This is a genomic window from Cryobacterium roopkundense, assembly GCF_014200405.1.
GTDB lineage: Bacteria > Actinomycetota > Actinomycetes > Actinomycetales > Microbacteriaceae > Cryobacterium > Cryobacterium roopkundense.
Genome location: NZ_JACHBQ010000001.1, coordinates 1,484,079 through 1,499,915, shown reverse-complemented (window position 1 = coordinate 1,499,915; position 15,837 = coordinate 1,484,079). Strand labels below are relative to the sequence as shown.

The following is a 15,837-nucleotide window of genomic DNA, read 5'->3' as shown; positions in this document are numbered from 1 at the left end:
ACTTTCTCACCGGGAGGTGGGGAGGACGGGGGCTGGATCCCCCGAAGGAACCGCCCGGTATTTCTTCAACACCTGGCTCATGACCTCCTGGAAGATCGGAGCGGGTGCGGCGGACGTATTCAGTTTAACAGGGTCGGCGAGGCTCACCGAAACGACGTATTGGGGATCGTCCGCGGGGGCAAACCCCGAGACAGACACCAGGTAGCCCTTTGAGTAGCCACCCTGCCCGTTCGGCATCTGGGCGGTACCCGTTTTCGCGGCCACCCGATAACCGGGAATATTCCACATGCTATGCACCCAGCTGTCGCTGTAGACCATCTCGAGAACATCGGAGGTATCGTTCGCCGCCTTCTCGGACAGGACGCGACTCCCCGTCGAATCCGGCTGGTTGGTCACAGTGCCGTCCTCGTGGCGGCAACCCTCAACGAGCTGGACGGGCATGTGCACCCCGTCGTTGGCGATGGTTTGGTACATGCTCGCCACCTGGAGTGCGGTCGTGGTCAGGCCCTGGCCGAACATGGTCGCGTACTGGGTTTGGGCGTCCCAGTCCTTCCACGGATGCAGGATGCCGGAATCCTCCCGCGGGAATCCGGCATCGGTGGCTGTGCCCACGCCGAACTTTGTCATGTAGTCGAAGCGTTGCTCGTTGGTCAGCATCTCGCCGAACTTGGACATGCCCGTGTTCGAGGAGTCAATCAGCACATCGGACAGCGTCATGTTCTGATCGGGGTGCTGGTGGCTGTCGTTGATATTGGCCCCGTTTTCCGGCAGGTAGCGATACGGTGCCAGGACCTCGGTGTTCAGATCTGCGACGCCGGCGTCCAGAACGGATGCCGCGGTGAGTGCCTTGAACGTGGACCCGGGTTCGAAGGAGTCGGTGAATGCACGTGATCCACGGTCTTCAGGGTTCGCCGTTCCTCCGACGTTGTTCGGATCTACAGAGGGATAGTCGGCCACCGCAAGAAGTTTGCCGGTCTTAGCGTCCTGCACGACGACAGTACCCCACGCCGCGCCGGTTTCCTGGGCCCGGGCGGCGAGCGTCTGCTGCACAAAGAATTGCAGGTCGGAGTCGATCGACAACACAACATCCCCGCCGTCGACGGCCTGTGCCGTCGTGACGCTACTACCCGGGATTCGCACGCCGTCGGCCCCTTTTTGGTATGTCTCAGTGCCGTCTCGGCTGGCGAGACAGGCATCCTGGCCGAGCTCGAGGCCCGCTTGAGCCTTCCCTTCCCCTGACACAAACCCGATGAGGTTTCCAGCGACGGCACCATTCGGGTATTCCCGGCTCGGATGCGTTCTGGGGTACAGCCAGGGAATGTCCAGTTCGTTGATCGCCCGGAGGGCGTCCACGTCCACCTGTTTGGTGATGTACGCAAAGTCTGAATTCGGGTTGGCAGCGAGGGCTTCGGCGATGATGAGCTGGATGGCGTCCCCGGTCTGTCCGGTGATCGCGCCGAGCTCTGCGGCAGCCTGCGCGACAGTGACCTCGGCTCGCTTGTCGCTCTCCGCGATCGCGCGTGTGAACGTGGCGACGTTTCTCGGGGACACCGTGATGTCATAGCGCATGACAGAGTCGGCGAGCACGACACCGCCCTCAGTCACGATGCCCCCCCGGGTTCCGTAGACGGTTTGGTCTACGGAACGGTTTCCCACCGAGTCGGCGGTGAGAGCCTCTGCGCGGACGACCTGAATGTCGACGAGTTTCACGACGAAGACCGAGATCACGAGCATCAGCACGACTATCGTGCCCGCGACCCGCCGCCGATCGGAACGGCTGCTGATCAGTCTGCCCTGTGCCGTTCGTTTCGCCACGCTAAGTTCCTTACCTCGGCCACAGGCCGCACACATGCTGTCTGGTCATGCTGTCTGGTCGTGCTGTCTGGTCGTGCTGTCTGGTCGTGCTGTCTGGTCGTGCTGGTCGTGCTGTCGTGCTCCACAGTCTGACGTGACGGTTTCGCCGTTGGGTATCGCTAACGGGTAGTGGGAGACGGCAAACCTGCCGGTACAACGGGCGCACTCGTCACAGCGACGACCGGAGCCGATTCTGGGGCGATTGCCCCCGCTGCGACACCGGTTCCGGCGGCGCCCGCGGGCACCTGGCTGAGCACGATGTTATCTCCGAGCAGTGCATTTGGAACGAGGCTCGCCGAACCGGCCTGGGAACCTGAAGCCGAGCTGGGAGCGCCGAGTACCGCGCCGTCGGACAGGCGCAGATACACTGGATTGGAGTTACTCACCATGCCCAGCGCCTCGGCGTTCGCCGCAAGGCTCTGCGGGGAGGAGACGCGCACGAGGTCCTCATTGACGCTGGCAGTGGTGCGGGTCAGCTCGGACTGGTTGGACTGCAGGGTCGAAATCTCGTAGGCGCCCTGCGAGATTCCGACGCTGAGCAGGAGCTGCGCGACGATGATCGCCCCCACTCCGGCGATCGCGGTGAAGGCATAGAAGATTCGAGGTCGCGGACGTCGCCTCGCATCGGGGGCCACGATTTCAAAGCGACGTGCGACGTGGGTCGCCTCGCTCTGACGCTGCGGTTCGGCCGCCAGCGGTACACGTGCAAGATTGTCTCTCATCCGGCTCTCCTCAATCGCTCTGCAGCTCGCAGCCGCACGGGTGTTGCACGCGGGTTGTCCGCTTTTTCTGCTTCGGAGGCCAGCTCGGCTCCACGAATGAGAAGTCTGAAGACCGGTTTGTGTTCCGGCAGCTCGATGGGCAGCCCAACCGGGGCCGTTGACCCCGACGCCGCTGCGAGGGCACGCTTGACGATGCGGTCCTCGAGGGATTGGTAGGCCATCACGACGATGCGGCCACCCACGCCGACAGCGTCCAGTGCCGCGGGGATGGCGCGCTCGAGCACCGAGAGCTCCTGGTTCACCTCGATCCGCAGGGCCTGGAAGACCCGCTTCGCCGGGTGTCCCATGCGCTGCACGACGACGGGTGTTGCTGTCGTGATCACGTCAACCAGCTGGGCCGATCGAACGAACGGTGCCTCTTCACGGGCCGCGACAATGGCTTTCGCGTATCGCGCGGAGAGCTTTTCCTCGCCGTAGTCCTGAAAGATGCGGCGCAGGTCCTGTTCGCTGTAGGTCGCCAGGATCACTTCTGCGGTCAGCTCAGAGGTGCTGTCCATGCGCATGTCGAGCGGGGCGTCCTTGGAATACGAAAATCCCCGTTCGACACGGTCTATCTGCAGCGAGGACACACCGAGGTCGAAGAGAACGCCCTGCACCTCCTCGATCCCGAGGCTGTGCAGGGCATCCTGGATGCCGTCGTAGACGGTATGGACCAGGTGCACGCGATCGTGGAACGGGGCCAGCCGTTCCCGCGCAATCGCGAGAGCGTCGGGGTCGCGGTCGAGACCGACGAGAACCAGTCCGGGAAAACGCTGCAGAAAAGCTTCAGCGTGCCCCGCCATTCCGAGGGTGGCGTCCACAAGAACGGCACCGGGCGCTGCCAGCCCCGGCGTCAGCAGCTCGATGCACCGCTCAAGGAGCACCGGGGTATGAATGTCGTTTATGGCCATAATGCCGGGCTGGTCCCTGATGCCTGATCCCCATCCATTCTTTCCTGGCACCGGGGAAGTGTGTCAGGGCATGAACGGCTGGGAGTCAGGCGCCAGGGGCTAGAAAAGTCCCGGAATCACCTCCTCCGTCGTGTTGGCGTATGAGGATTCCTGCTCGGCCAGATATGTGGCCCAGGCCTCGCTGTCCCAAATCTCAACGCGGCTACCGGCACCAATGACGGTCAGCTCACGATCGAGGCCCGCATAGCTGCGGAGATTGGCTGGAATTGTGACCCGATTTTGTTTGTCGGGTGTTTCGGAGCTCGCGCCGGACAGGAACACCCGCAGGTAGTCGCGTGCCTGCTTGCTCGTGACGGGAGCCTGGCGAATCTTGTCGTGCAGATCCTCGAATTCCCGAGCGCTGAACACGTAGATGCAGTGCTCCTGACCACGAGTCATGACGACTCCAGTGGACAGCTCTTCCCTGAACTTCGCGGGGAGGATGACGCGTCCCTTTTCGTCGAGCTTGGGGGCGTAGGTACCAAGGAACATGCATCACCCCTTCTCTGCCGGCCGGATTCAAGTGTCACTCCACTTTACTCCACTGTCCCCCACAAAACGTGAAGATTGGCACCATTATTGGAATATTTTCCGCTGCATACCAATAATTACAAGGCATTCAGGAGTGGAGGAAAAGGGAGCATCTGATCGTTACACGGTCGGATTTTGGGCACAAAAAAAGGGCCGATCCGAAGATCAGCCCTTTTCAATGCGCGTGTGTGGTGGAGAGTGAAGCGTCGTGGAGATGGAGCGAACGACCGTCCTAGCTACTGACCGTCCTAGCTACTGACCGTCCTGGCGACGGTCCCAGCGATCGTTGAGCTTGTCCATGAAGCCCTGGTCCGAGCGTGCCTGCGTGGGGCGGCGGCCGGGATCTGCGGGCGTCGACATGCCCTTCATTGCCTTGCCCGGCGACAATGCGAGCAGCACCCCGGTAAACATCACCACGAACCCCACGATGCCCAGCCACAACAGTTGCAGGGCCACCCCTGCGATGAGGGCGACAATGCCCACCACCGCTAGAAGGACGCCGATGGCGATCGAACGGTAGTTGGGTCGCAGGCGTGAAGCGCCTACGCTTGCGACAAAGTCTGCATCGTTGTGATAGAGGCTGCGCTCCATCTCTTCAAGGAGTCGCTGCTCTTGTTCAGAAAGCGGCATCTCATTCCCTCCAATTTCGGGATCGAGCGGGTTGAATCCCAATTCTAGCCCTGTCAGGATGACTAGGCTAGGCAGGTGTCCGAAAGCAATCATCTGATAGATCTGGTTCAATCCCGCATCGACGAATTCCTCTTTACCCGCGCTCCAATTGTGTCCCTGATCAGCTCCGATTTGACGCCACTAGTGGCCTTTTCTCGGCAATTTCTCAGCGGTGGCAAGCGATTCCGGGCACTCTTTTGTTACTGGGGATGGAGAAGTGTGACGCCCGGCGGCGGTTCCGACGGGGTCCCCACTGCCGGCCCACCCCACGATGTGGATCTCGCACCCATCGTGTCCGCCGCGGCGGCGCTCGAGATCTTCCACGCGGCGGCTCTCGTGCACGACGACATCATCGACAATTCCGACACTCGTCGCGGTGCGGCATCCGCTCATCGGCTCTTTGAGAATCTGCATCGGTCTGAGAACTGGGCGGGCGGCCCGGTCGAATTCGGCCGAGCGTCGGCGATTCTGCTGGGCGACCTGCTACTGGGCTGGAGCGACGAGCTCCTCGACGAGGGGCTGGCAGGGCTCCGAGATCCGAGCGCGGCTCGGTTCGCCCGACGGGAATTCAATCTCATGCGTACCGAAGTCACTGCGGGACAATATCTCGACATCCTGGAGGAACGCGCGTGGCGTACCTCCCGGGAGGATGAATTGCTGGAGAGAGCCATGCGGGTCATCGAGTTCAAGTCGGCTCGCTACAGCGTGCTCGCACCACTCGTGATCGGAGCCGCTCTGGCAGGCGGGACCCCCGAGCAGTTGGAGTCTCTGCGCAGGTTCGGTCTGCCCCTCGGCCTGGCCTATCAGCTCAGGGACGATCTGCTGGGCGTCTTCGGCGATTCGTCCCTGACCGGCAAGCCCAGCGGCGACGATCTCAGGGAGGGCAAACGGACCGTCCTCGTTGCTCTGGCCCGTGAGAACCTGGACGGCGGGAGCCGCCGATTCCTCGATGACAACCTCGGCGACCCGAACCTCACGGCGCACCAGATCGAGAAGCTGCAGGGCATCATTGCGGGGAGCGGTGCCGTCGATCGTGTCGAGGCCCTGATTACGCACCAGCTCGCGGAGGCTACCGCGGTTCTCGACGCCGCCCTGCTGGCCGACTCGGCCATGTCAGAGCTCAGGATGCTCGCCGAAAAGGTCGCCCGGCGAGCCTTCTGACGGCGCCTAGGCCAACGCTTGGGCGACCCGGCGCACCTCGGCCTTGCGCCCCGCGCGGAGGGCAGCAATGGGAGACACGCCGAGGCTGTCGTCGACGTCAAGCAGCCAGCTCATCGCCTGTTCGGTCGTGAACCCATCGTCATTGAGAACGAAGATGGTCCCGCGCAATTCGGGCAGTGGGGCTCGATCCCGCAGGAAGTCGGCCGGCACCTGCAATACGCCGTTGCGGCGAATGGCGAGCAGGTGATTGTCGTCAATAAGCTGCCGCACTCGAGACTGAGTCAGTCCGAGCAGATCAACAAGGTCAGGGATAGTGAGCCACTCGGGCTCTGAAAACTCTTCAGTCACGCTTTAATCCTCCCATGATTCCGCGAACTCGCAAAATGACACGCAGTGGATGACACGTGTGGTGAACGTCACATCTGCCACACTGATTGACTCAAGTAATCATCTGTGTCAACCTCGGACCGGGGCTTGGGGTACTAATGAACAGGAGTTCCATGTCGACTGAGGTGAACACACTCGCTGGCGCGACCGGCGCACCGACTGCAGCCGATAGCATTCGGCGCACACAACCGGACGAGCGACGGGGCCGGAGTGCGCTACTGACTGTTCCCATCGTTCTGGTAGGCACACTGGCCATCAGCCTGAACTTGGCGGCGCCCGCCCACGCGGCCGACGTTAAGAAGCCACTCAATCCGCGATTCGCCGAAGCCACGGCACACGACACCGGGCTGCGAAGCGCGACTGCGCACGTGGCGGCCGCTGCTACAGAAGCTGTCCCCGCACAGTATTCGGTCGCTGACGGCGACACTGTCAGCGGCATTGCCGCGCGTTTCGGCCTCACGACGTCCGCCGTGCTCTCCCTGAACGGCCTCGATTCGGCAGCATTGATCTTTCCGGGCCAAGTTCTGAACCTCACGGCCCCATCCGCGCCCAGCGCTCCCGCCACGGCTTCCTCCCCGGCGGCCGCGCACACTGTGCAGAGCGGCGACACTATAGGCGGCATTGCGGCCGCCAACGGGTTGTCAACCGATGCGGTATTGAGCGCGAACGGCCTGGAGCGCAGCAGCGTGATCTACCCCGGCCAGTCCATCGTGCTGCCCGTCGCGGAAACCGCACAGATTGTGCCAGCCGCCTTCATCACGCCGATGGTTGTGGAGTCCGCTCCAGCGGCATCCGAATACACGATAGCGAGCGGAGACACCATCAGTGCCGTCGCCGCCACAGCCGGCGTGACAGTGCAGGATGTGCTGGACGCCAACGGTCTCGGCTGGTCCAGCATGATTTACCCCGGCCAGGTGCTGACGATTCCTTCCCCCGCGGCACTGGCTGCAGCCGAGCGCGCGGACGCCGTCACTCCCCTGACGTCCGAGATGCGGCAGAACGCCTCCACCATTGTGGCCGTCGGTCGTTCCATCGGCGTCTCCGATTACGGGCTCGTCATTGCTCTGGCTGCTGCCGCTCAGGAATCGGGTCTCAAGAATGTGGACTACGGAGATCGGGATTCCCTGGGTTTGTTCCAGCAGCGCCCGAGCTTTGGCTGGGGCACACCCGAGCAAGTCATGGATCCGACCCGCGCAACCTTGGCATTCTTCGGGGGCAGCAGCAACCCCAATACCGGGGTCACCCGTGGCCTGCTCGAAATTCCGGGCTGGGAGTCCATGACCGTGACGGATGCTGCCCAGGCAGTGCAGATTTCGGCCTTCCCGAACCACTACGCGAAATGGGAGATCTCCGCCCGATCGTGGCTCGGCCAGCTCGGTTAGACCGGGAGTGTTGCGGCGGCGCGCGGCGTTCTAGCAGGATGTTGCCGTCGGGCTTCTCTAGACTCGACGAGTGAGTGAAACCCCGACCGACCAGATGATCGGCCGTCTGATAGATGGCCGGTATCAGGTGCGCTCCCGAATCGCTCGCGGCGGCATGGCGACGGTCTACCTTGCCACCGACCTGCGCCTCGAGCGTCGGGTCGCGATAAAGATCATGCACGGCCATCTGGCCGATGACAACGCCTTCAAGAGCAGATTCATCCAGGAAGCGCGTTCCGCTGCGCGCCTGGCGCACCCCAACGTTGTGAACGTCTTCGATCAGGGCCAGGACGCCGATGCCGCCTACCTCGTCATGGAATACCTTCCGGGTATCACCCTGAGGGATCTGCTGAAGGACTACGGCAAGCTCACACCAGAGCAGACCGTGGATATTCTGGAGGCAGTGCTCAGCGGGCTCGCCGCGGCTCACAAAGCCGGAATCGTGCACCGGGACGTCAAGCCGGAAAACGTGCTGCTCGCCGACGACGGCCGGATCAAGATCAGCGACTTCGGCCTCGCTCGCGCCGTGAACAACAACACAGCGACCGGCCAAGCACTGCTGGGCACCATCGCCTACCTCTCCCCGGAACTCGTGACCCGGGGAATTGCGGATGCCCGCAGCGACATCTACGCGCTCGGAATCATGACGTTCGAAATGCTCACGGGCGAACAGCCCTACGTGGGCGAGGCTCCGATGCAGATCGCCTACCAGCACGCCAACGACACCGTGCCGCGGCCCAGCAGCAAGGTTCCCTCGACACCGCAGGACCTTGACGAGCTCGTGCAGTGGGCTACGGCTCGCGATCCGGAGCAGCGCCCCCGGGACGCTCGCGTGATGCTCGACCAGCTCCTCGCCGGTCGCGGCCACTCCGATCCGTCGGCCCAGCCCACCGCACTGCAACCCACGGCGCTGCAACCTACGATGATGTTGCCCAACCTGTCCGCTGCCACCGCAAACGCCGAAACGCAGATTCTCGGCGGCACCCCACCCACCAACGTGCTCGGTCCGCTCACCGCCACCGGCGTCGGCCCGCGGCAGCCCGACAACAGCGCCCGACTCACCACCAAGGCCCGCCGTCGAAAAGGCCGTGGCTTCTGGCTCTTCGCACTGGTCATCCTGATCGCCTCGGCTCTGGGGGGCACCGGGTGGTATTTCGGTTCCGGTCCAGGCTCCGACATCGCGATTCCCGCCGTGGCAACGCTCAGCCCCGGCGACGCTGTCGCTCAGCTCACTGCCGTCGGTCTGGCGTCCGACCAGACGACCGCCTACAGTGCCGACGTGCCCGAAGGCGTGGTCGTGTCCACAGACCCTGGAGCGGGCAAACGGGTTGCCAAAGACAGCGTCGTGACGATCATCGTCTCGCTGGGCCTGCAGCCCATCACTCTGCCCCCACTGACCGGCCTCAGCCAGGAGGCTGCAACCGCTGAGATCACCGAGCTGCAGGCCGAGGTGGGTGGAGTGGACCCAGTCTTCGACGATTCCGTCGCGTCCGGAACCGTCATTTCCGCGACACGGGCCAGTGATGACGGAGACGTCTCGCAGGGTGGGGACTACTTTCAGGGGCTCCCCGTAGACCTCGTGGTATCTCTCGGCCCCATCCCGAGCGTTTCCGGCGAGACAGTTGCCGATGCCACCCAGACGCTCGAGGCAGCCGGGCTCATCGCGGCACCCGGCGAGCAAACCTACAGCGACACCGTCCCGGAGGGACGGGTGGTCTCGTCCACCGCACCTGACGGCCCCGTCCGCTCCGGGGCAACAATTACGCTGACCATTTCCCGCGGGCCAGAACCCGTTCAAATTCCCGATGTTGTCGGCAAGCCGTGGTCGGAGGCGAAGCAGATTCTGGAAGACGCGAGCTTGAGGCTCGACTACAACATCTTCGCGGATGCGGCGCCGGGCCTGTTCACAGTCACCAAGGTCACACCGGGCGCCGGTGAGTCCGTACCGCGCGGCAGCAGCGTCAAGATCAACTTCTCGGCCTAGGGCCGGGATCGTGACCGCCCCGCGTCCGCGGGTACGCGTCGAGCCCCGCACCTGAGACACGGGTGCGGGGCTCGACGCCTGTTCGGCTCGACTAGACCCTGTTGCGAGCCACTCCTGCCCGCGGGGCCTGGCCGAGCTCCTCTGCGACCAGGAAGGCCAGTTCGAGGGACTGCATGTGGTTGAGTCGGGGGTCGCAGAGGGATTCGTAGCGTGTGGCGAGGGCAGCCTCGTCAATGTGCTCCGAGCCGCCCAGACACTCGGTCACGTCGTCGCCTGTCAACTCGACGTGGATTCCACCGGGGTGGGTTCCTACCGCGCGGTGAGCCTCGAAAAAGCCCTTGACCTCGTCAACGACGTCGTCGAAGCGGCGCGTCTTGTAGCCGGTCGGGGTTGTGACTCCGTTGCCATGCATCGGGTCAGTGACCCAGAGCGGCGTGGCATCGCTTGCTTTGATGGCTTCCAGGAGCGGGGGAAGCGCATCGCGGATCTTGCCGGCACCCATGCGCGTGATGAACGTCAGGCGGCCGGGCTCGCGATTGGGGTCGAGCTTGTCGACGAGTCGAAGCATGTCGTCGGCCGTCGTACTCGGGCCGAGCTTGACTCCGATCGGATTGCGCACCCTCGACAGGAAATCCACGTGCGCCCCATCGAGGTCGCGGGTGCGTTCCCCGATCCAGATGAAGTGTGCCGAGGTATTGAATGGCGTGCCGGTGCGCGAATCGATGCGCGTCATGGGGCGCTCGTAGTCCATGAGCAGGCCTTCATGGCTGGTGTAGAATTCTGTGCGCTTGAGCGCTTCAAAGTCGGCGCCGCAGGCGATCATGAATTTGATCGCGCGGTCGATCTCCTTGGCCAACTTCTCGTAACGCTGGTTGGCCGGATTGGCTGCGAAGCCCTGATTCCAGCTGTGAACCTGACGCAGGTCGGCGAAGCCGCCCTGCGTGAACGCCCGGATGAGATTGAGGGTGGAAGCGGCCGTGTGGTAGCCCTTCACGAGGCGGGCCGGGTCGGCCTCACGGGACTCCGGCGTGAAGTCGTAGCCGTTGACGATGTCGCCGCGGTAAGCCGGCAAGGTGACATCCCCGCGGGTTTCGAAGTCGCTCGAGCGGGGCTTGGCGAACTGGCCGGCCATGCGGCCCATCTTGATCACCGGCATGGATGCACCGTAGGTCAGCACGACAGCCATCTGCAAGACCGTCTTGACGCGATTCCGGATCTGGTCCGCGGTCGCACCGCTGAAGGTTTCCGCGCAGTCGCCCCCCTGGAGAAGAAAGGCATGACCGCTGGCCGCCTGCGCAAGTCGATCGCGCAGGATGTCCACCTCCCCGGCAAAGACGAGCGGGGGCTGGGTGGCCAATTCGGCTGAAGCGGCCGCGACAACGTCGGCATCCGGCCACGCCGGCTGCTGCTTGATGGGCAGCGTGCGCCAGTGATCCAGCCCGGCCACTACAGCGGCATCGGCGAGTACGACTGGTTCGGTGGGGTCTACCACGTGATAGTTCCTGTTTTCTCTCTACGGCGCACACTCGTGTGCGCCTCAATGGTGCGGTGCCCGCGAGGGAACACAGCCCCGAGGGGGCAAAGCGCAGTACTGGCAGCCTATCGCGAAAGGTTCGCGCGCTTCTCTTTCACGCTCGTGGCATACACGTCGACGTACTCCTGGGTGCTGAGACGCTGAAGCTCATACATGAGCTCGTCCGTGACCGACCGCAGCACGAAGCGGTCTCCCTCCATGCCCGTGAAGCGGGTGAAGTCCAGTGGCTTGCCGATGACGATGCCGATACGGCGCACCTTGGGGATGCGAGTGCCCGTGGGCATGGCCTTCTCTGTGTCGATCATCGCAACGGGTATGACCGGCACACCCGATTCCAGCACCATGCGTGCCACACCGGTGCGGCCGCGGTACATGCGTGCGTCGGGGCTGCGCGTTCCTTCCGGATAGATTCCCAGCACTCCCCCGGCGCCCAGTACACGCAAACCCGTATTCAACGAATCCTCGGACGCCTTCCCGCCGGAGCGGTCAATCGGAAGCTGACCGGTGGCCTTGAAGAATTGGCGGGTGGCCCACCCCTTCACACCTTTCCCGGTGAAGTATTCGCTCTTTGCAAGGAAAACCACGCGGCGCGACACGACGAGGGGAAGGAAGACGGAGTCGATGAAAGACAGATGGTTGCTCGCGAGAATCACTCCGCCGTCCTTGGGTATATTCTCCAAGCCGACGACCCAGGGGCGAAAAACACCCAGCAGCAGGGGCCCCACGACAATGTTCTTCATGAACCAGTAGAACATTGCGCGTGATCTCCCATCGAATAAGAAAATCTTACGTTACCGCTGCGGGGCCGGATTCGGTGCACCGAACGTCAGCTGAGCCGCGTTGCCGCGATTCGCGCGAGGTCTGCGGCACCGACGACGCCGGCATCGTTCACGAGCTGCGCGATTGCGAAGGCTGCTTCGGGATGATACCCCCGCGCCGGCAGATGCTCGAGGTACGCCGCGCGAATCGGCGCAAGAAGCAAATCTCCGGCGATGGACACTCCCCCGCCGAAGACGAAGACCTGGGGGTCGAGAACGGCGCCCAAGCTGGCGCATGCCTGCCCGAGCGACGCCCCCAACTGCCGCAAGGCCGCGAGGGCTCCCGCGTCACCGTCCTGAATGAGGCGCCCGATCTCTGTGCCTGTGAGCTTGCCCGTGCGTTCGCGCGCGATGGCCAACCCTCGCCCCAACATGCCGGCGTCCGCAATCTCATTCGCGATGCGCAGAAGCGCACGACCCGACCCATACTGCTCGATACAGCCGTGGGCTCCGCACCCGCACGCGAGACCATTCGGAACGAGCCTCAGGTGGCCGAGCTCCGCACCCGCGCCGAAGCCGCCTCGAAAGAGCGCCCCGTTGGCGACGATCGCCCCGCCCACGCCGGTGCCGATGGTGAGAGTGATCATGTCAGTGTACGGACGTCCGGCGCCAAACCTGAACTCGGCCCAGCCAGCAGCGTTGGCGTCGTTCTCCACGATGATCGGCAGGTCGATGCGCGCCTCGAGTTTCTCGCGAAACGGCTCATTGCGCCAGTTGATGTTCGGGGCGTAGTAGACCGTCGATTGCGCGGCATCGATGAAACCGGCCGCGGCAACGCCGACACCGATGACATCGTCGCCGCCCCGAAGCACGTCAATCATGCCGACGACAGTGTCCTCGATCTCCCGTGGGTCACCGGCGTTGGTGGGCTGTCGTTCGGACCTCACGATCACACCGTCCTCGTCAACGAGCGCTCCGGCAATCTTGGTGCCGCCGATATCGATTCCAATGGCGTGCACAGACGTACCTTTCGTGGCGGGGATATAACGATGCAGAAAAGAGAGTGCGCGTCGACCGGGCAGGTCGACACCACACCACATAGAGTGTACTTAACCAGCTTGCCGTAGGGCGAAGCACCCGATCACCGCCAACATTTGATGGCAGTGAAGTCGCACGCCCTACCGGTACCAAAGGAGTTACCGTGAAACAGTTTGACGTACCAGCCGTTGTACCCGCAGACCCGGAGGCCAACGTCACCGATCTGCTGGTAAATCGACTTGAGGCGACCCCCAACCTTGTCTTGTTCTCACTGCCGAGCGCAAGCGGATGGGTTCCGGTCACCGTCGCCGAATTCCACGGCCAGGTCATCGCCCTCGCGAAGGGCCTGGTGGCCTCCGGAATCGAGCCAGGGGACAAGATCGGCCTCGTCTGCAAGACCCGGTATGAGTGGACCCTGATCGACTTCGCGACGTGGTTTGCCGGCGCGGTCCTCGTGCCCGTCTATGACACCAGCTCCCCGAGCCAGGTGCAGTGGAACCTCAGCGATTCCGGCGCCACCTCCGTTATCCTCGAGACCGCGGAGCATTTCGCTCGCTTCGACGAGGTGCACGCCGATCTTCCCGATATCGGTCAGGTCTGGCAGATCGACCTGGGCGATCTCGACAAAATCGTCGCCGCTGGAGTCTCCGTTCCCGATGCCGAGATCGAACGTCGGCGCAATCTCGCCGTCGGAGCCGATATGGCGACTCTGATCTACACGTCGGGCTCCACGGGCAAGCCGAAAGGTTGCGTGCTCACCCATGCCAACTTCCTCGAAACCAGCCGAAATTCCGCCGTGGCGTTGAAGGAAGTGCTCACCCACCCGGAGGGCGCTTCCACCCTGCTGTTCATCACCACCGCGCACGTGTTCGCGCGATTCATCTCTGTACTGTGCGTGCACGCCGGGGTACGCGTGGGCCACCAGCCCGACACCCGGCAGCTTTTGCCGTCCCTGGGCAGCTTCAAGCCCACATTCCTGCTGGCAGTGCCACGCGTGTTCGAGAAGGTCTACAACTCCGCCGGCCAGAAGGCCGAGGCAGGAGGCAAGGGCAAGATCTTCAAGGCTGCCGTGGCCACTGCCGTGGCACATTCCAAGGCAGTTCAGGCCGGGGAGCAGATTCCCCTGGGAATGAAGATCAAGTTTGCCCTCTTCGATCGCCTCGTCTACAGCAAACTTCGCGCGGCGATGGGCGGCAATGTGGTCTATGCGGTGTCAGGGTCAGCGCCCCTCGGCGCCCATCTCGGGCATTTCTTCCACAGCCTCGGAATCGTCATTCTCGAGGGCTACGGCCTGACCGAAACAACCGCACCTGCGACGGTGAGCCTGGCCACTCGCGCCAAGATCGGCACGGTCGGTCCTCCTCTCCCCGGAGTGTCAGTGCGCGTCATGGACGACGGGGAGATCCAGGTCAAGGGCGTCAACGTCTTCAAGGAATACTGGAAGAACCCCACCGCCACCGCGGAAACGTTCGAGGACGGCTGGTTGAAGACCGGGGACATCGGCGCCTTCGACGACGACGGATTCCTCAGTATCACCGGGCGCAAGAAGGAAATCATCGTCACAGCCGGTGGAAAGAACGTTGCCCCGGCCGCGCTCGAGGACCCCATCCGCTCGAACCCGCTCATCGGACAGGTCATCGTGGTCGGCGACCAGAAGCCCTTCATCGGGGCTCTCATCACACTGGACCCCGACATGCTTCCGGTCTGGCTCAACAACAACAATGCGGATGCCGGCATGAGCGTTCAAGAGGCGGCCGTCGATCCCACCGTGCTCGCCGAAATCCAACGCGCCGTCGATCGTGCAAATGACACCGTCAGCCGCGCCGAGTCGATTCGCAAGTTTGTCGTGCTGCCACTGGAGCTCACGGAGGAGAGCGGTCACCTCACACCCAAGATGAGCATCAAGCGAAACATCATCCTGCGCGATTTCGCCGTGGAGATCGACAGCCTCTACGCTGGCGCCCCCATCACCGAAGGCTTCTCCATCCGCGACTGATCAGAAGCTGAAACCCCAAGGTTCCGCCGTTGCGGCGCGAGCCACGAGTGCTTGAATCGAGCTTGTCGAGATCGAGGCCCTGCAGGCCGGTCTGAGGACCGGCCTGCAGGGCCTACTCGGGAAATGCGGTGCGTCTCCCCATCTCGCTGGTCGAGGCGCGACGAAGGAGCGATCGAGACCAAGCGACCCGACTCTCAGACTCGGCTCACCCGATCTCGAGCTGGTGAGGCGCTTCGCCCCATCGTGGGATGGGGAAACCGCCTAGAACCAGTCGGACTCGCGAACTTCCTTCATGGCGGCCCGCCGGTTCTCCTTGGTGAGGCGATCCAGGTAGAGAAGCCCGTCCAGATGGTCAGTCTCGTGTTGCAGGGCCTGTGCCATGATTCCCGTTCCGGACAGCTCGATAGTCTCGCCGTCGAGGTTGGTTCCGACAGCCTTCGCGAACGGAAAGCGCTCCGTGGGATACCAGAGCCCTGGCACTGACAGGCACCCTTCGTCGACCATTTCGGGTTCGCCGGAGAGCTCCACGATGGTGGGGTTGAGCATGTACCCGACCTCACCGTCGACGTTGTAGCTGAAGGCTCGGAGATTGACCCCGATCTGAGAGGCAGCCACCCCAGCCCGGCCGGGAAGGCGAACACTGTCAACGAGGTCCTGCACGAGACTGCGTACCCGGTCGTCGATGACCACGATCGGGTCGGAGATAGTTTTCAGGACGGGGTCTCCGAAAAGACGAATCTGGCGCTCGGGCACAGGAGGACTCCCAATATTAGATGGTGGTGCGAAACGAATG

General features: G+C 63.3%; 14 protein-coding genes. 4 read left to right on the top strand and 10 right to left on the bottom strand.

Going from position 1 to position 15,837, the window contains the following annotated elements:
- Positions 1–6: 6 nt before the first annotated feature.
- The 5 genes from BJ997_RS07005 to BJ997_RS06985 form a co-directional block, all read right to left on the bottom strand.
- Complete coding sequence (locus BJ997_RS07005; RefSeq protein WP_236628682.1) at positions 7–1,815, bottom strand: peptidoglycan D,D-transpeptidase FtsI family protein; 1,809 nt, start codon at positions 1,813–1,815, stop codon at positions 7–9.
- Between the two features lie 158 nt (positions 1,816–1,973).
- A complete protein-coding gene (ftsL, locus tag BJ997_RS07000) occupies positions 1,974–2,576 on the bottom strand; it encodes a cell division protein FtsL (protein ID WP_052541821.1) in 603 nt (200 codons plus the stop codon).
- The gene (gene rsmH / locus BJ997_RS06995) at positions 2,573–3,526 is read right to left on the bottom strand and encodes a 16S rRNA (cytosine(1402)-N(4))-methyltransferase RsmH (RefSeq protein WP_035834443.1); all 954 of its coding nucleotides are present in this window, start codon (positions 3,524–3,526) and stop codon (positions 2,573–2,575) included. Before rsmH ends, ftsL begins: the two co-directional genes overlap by 4 nt.
- A 99-nt stretch (positions 3,527–3,625) precedes the next feature.
- On the bottom strand, positions 3,626–4,057 hold the full coding sequence (gene mraZ / locus BJ997_RS06990) for a division/cell wall cluster transcriptional repressor MraZ (RefSeq protein WP_035834445.1): 432 nt from the start codon (positions 4,055–4,057) through the stop codon (positions 3,626–3,628).
- A gap of 291 nt (positions 4,058–4,348) precedes the next feature.
- A complete protein-coding gene (locus BJ997_RS06985; protein ID WP_338042531.1) occupies positions 4,349–4,837 on the bottom strand; it encodes a DUF3040 domain-containing protein in 489 nt (162 codons plus the stop codon).
- Here BJ997_RS06985 and BJ997_RS06980 point away from each other — a divergent pair.
- Positions 4,802–5,926 (top strand): polyprenyl synthetase family protein, encoded by a 1,125-nt coding sequence (locus BJ997_RS06980; RefSeq protein ID WP_035834448.1) that lies wholly within the window; start codon positions 4,802–4,804, stop codon positions 5,924–5,926. The two genes, BJ997_RS06985 and BJ997_RS06980, sit on opposite strands and share 36 nt — an antisense overlap.
- Positions 5,927–5,932: 6 nt before the next feature.
- On the opposite strand, the gene BJ997_RS06975 is transcribed toward BJ997_RS06980, so the two are convergent.
- Positions 5,933–6,274 carry an Rv2175c family DNA-binding protein gene (locus BJ997_RS06975; RefSeq protein ID WP_035834450.1) on the bottom strand — a complete coding sequence of 114 codons (342 nt, stop codon included), beginning with the start codon at positions 6,272–6,274 and terminating at the stop codon, positions 5,933–5,935.
- A gap of 152 nt (positions 6,275–6,426) precedes the next feature.
- On the opposite strand from BJ997_RS06975, the gene BJ997_RS06970 reads away from it, so the two are divergent.
- Together BJ997_RS06970 and pknB are read left to right on the top strand one after the other, a co-directional pair.
- Positions 6,427–7,695, top strand: coding sequence for a LysM peptidoglycan-binding domain-containing protein (locus BJ997_RS06970; RefSeq protein ID WP_084140956.1), 1,269 nt, complete (start codon positions 6,427–6,429; stop codon positions 7,693–7,695).
- 70 nt (positions 7,696–7,765) lie between these two features.
- Positions 7,766–9,718 (top strand): Stk1 family PASTA domain-containing Ser/Thr kinase, encoded by a 1,953-nt coding sequence (gene pknB / locus BJ997_RS06965; protein ID WP_035834453.1) that lies wholly within the window; start codon positions 7,766–7,768, stop codon positions 9,716–9,718.
- 91 nt (positions 9,719–9,809) lie between these two features.
- On the opposite strand, the gene BJ997_RS06960 is transcribed toward pknB, so the two are convergent.
- The 3 genes from BJ997_RS06960 to BJ997_RS06950 form a co-directional block, all read right to left on the bottom strand.
- Positions 9,810–11,210: a class II 3-deoxy-7-phosphoheptulonate synthase gene (locus BJ997_RS06960; protein WP_052541822.1), complete on the bottom strand. Its 1,401-nt coding sequence runs from the start codon at positions 11,208–11,210 to the stop codon at positions 9,810–9,812.
- Positions 11,211–11,317: 107 nt separating this feature from the next.
- Positions 11,318–12,007: a lysophospholipid acyltransferase family protein gene (locus tag BJ997_RS06955; protein ID WP_035834455.1), complete on the bottom strand. Its 690-nt coding sequence runs from the start codon at positions 12,005–12,007 to the stop codon at positions 11,318–11,320.
- 71 nt (positions 12,008–12,078) lie between these two features.
- Positions 12,079–13,029, bottom strand: a complete 951-nt coding sequence (locus tag BJ997_RS06950) for an ROK family glucokinase (RefSeq protein ID WP_035834457.1) — start codon at positions 13,027–13,029, stop codon at positions 12,079–12,081.
- 182 nt (positions 13,030–13,211) lie between these two features.
- Between BJ997_RS06950 and BJ997_RS06945 the strand changes: the two genes are divergently transcribed.
- Positions 13,212–15,044, top strand: a complete 1,833-nt coding sequence (locus BJ997_RS06945) for an AMP-dependent synthetase/ligase (RefSeq protein WP_035834459.1) — start codon at positions 13,212–13,214, stop codon at positions 15,042–15,044.
- A gap of 261 nt (positions 15,045–15,305) precedes the next feature.
- Here BJ997_RS06945 and def read toward each other — a convergent pair whose 3' ends face one another.
- Positions 15,306–15,797, bottom strand: coding sequence for a peptide deformylase (gene def / locus BJ997_RS06940; RefSeq protein WP_035834461.1), 492 nt, complete (start codon positions 15,795–15,797; stop codon positions 15,306–15,308).
- Positions 15,798–15,837 lie beyond the last annotated feature (40 nt).

What these genes read in the sequence shown, in the direction of transcription:
- mraZ (WP_035834445.1), bottom strand. Translation starts at nt 4,057, where the DNA reads ATGTTCCTTGGTACCTACGCCCCCAAGCTCGACGAAAAGGGACGCGTC.
- BJ997_RS06955 (WP_035834455.1), bottom strand. Translation starts at nt 12,007, where the DNA reads ATGTTCTACTGGTTCATGAAGAACATTGTCGTGGGGCCCCTGCTGCTG.
- ftsL (WP_052541821.1), bottom strand. Translation starts at nt 2,576, where the DNA reads ATGAGAGACAATCTTGCACGTGTACCGCTGGCGGCCGAACCGCAGCGT.
- rsmH (WP_035834443.1), bottom strand. Translation starts at nt 3,526, where the DNA reads ATGGCCATAAACGACATTCATACCCCGGTGCTCCTTGAGCGGTGCATC.
- BJ997_RS06970 (WP_084140956.1), top strand. Translation starts at nt 6,427, where the DNA reads ATGTCGACTGAGGTGAACACACTCGCTGGCGCGACCGGCGCACCGACT.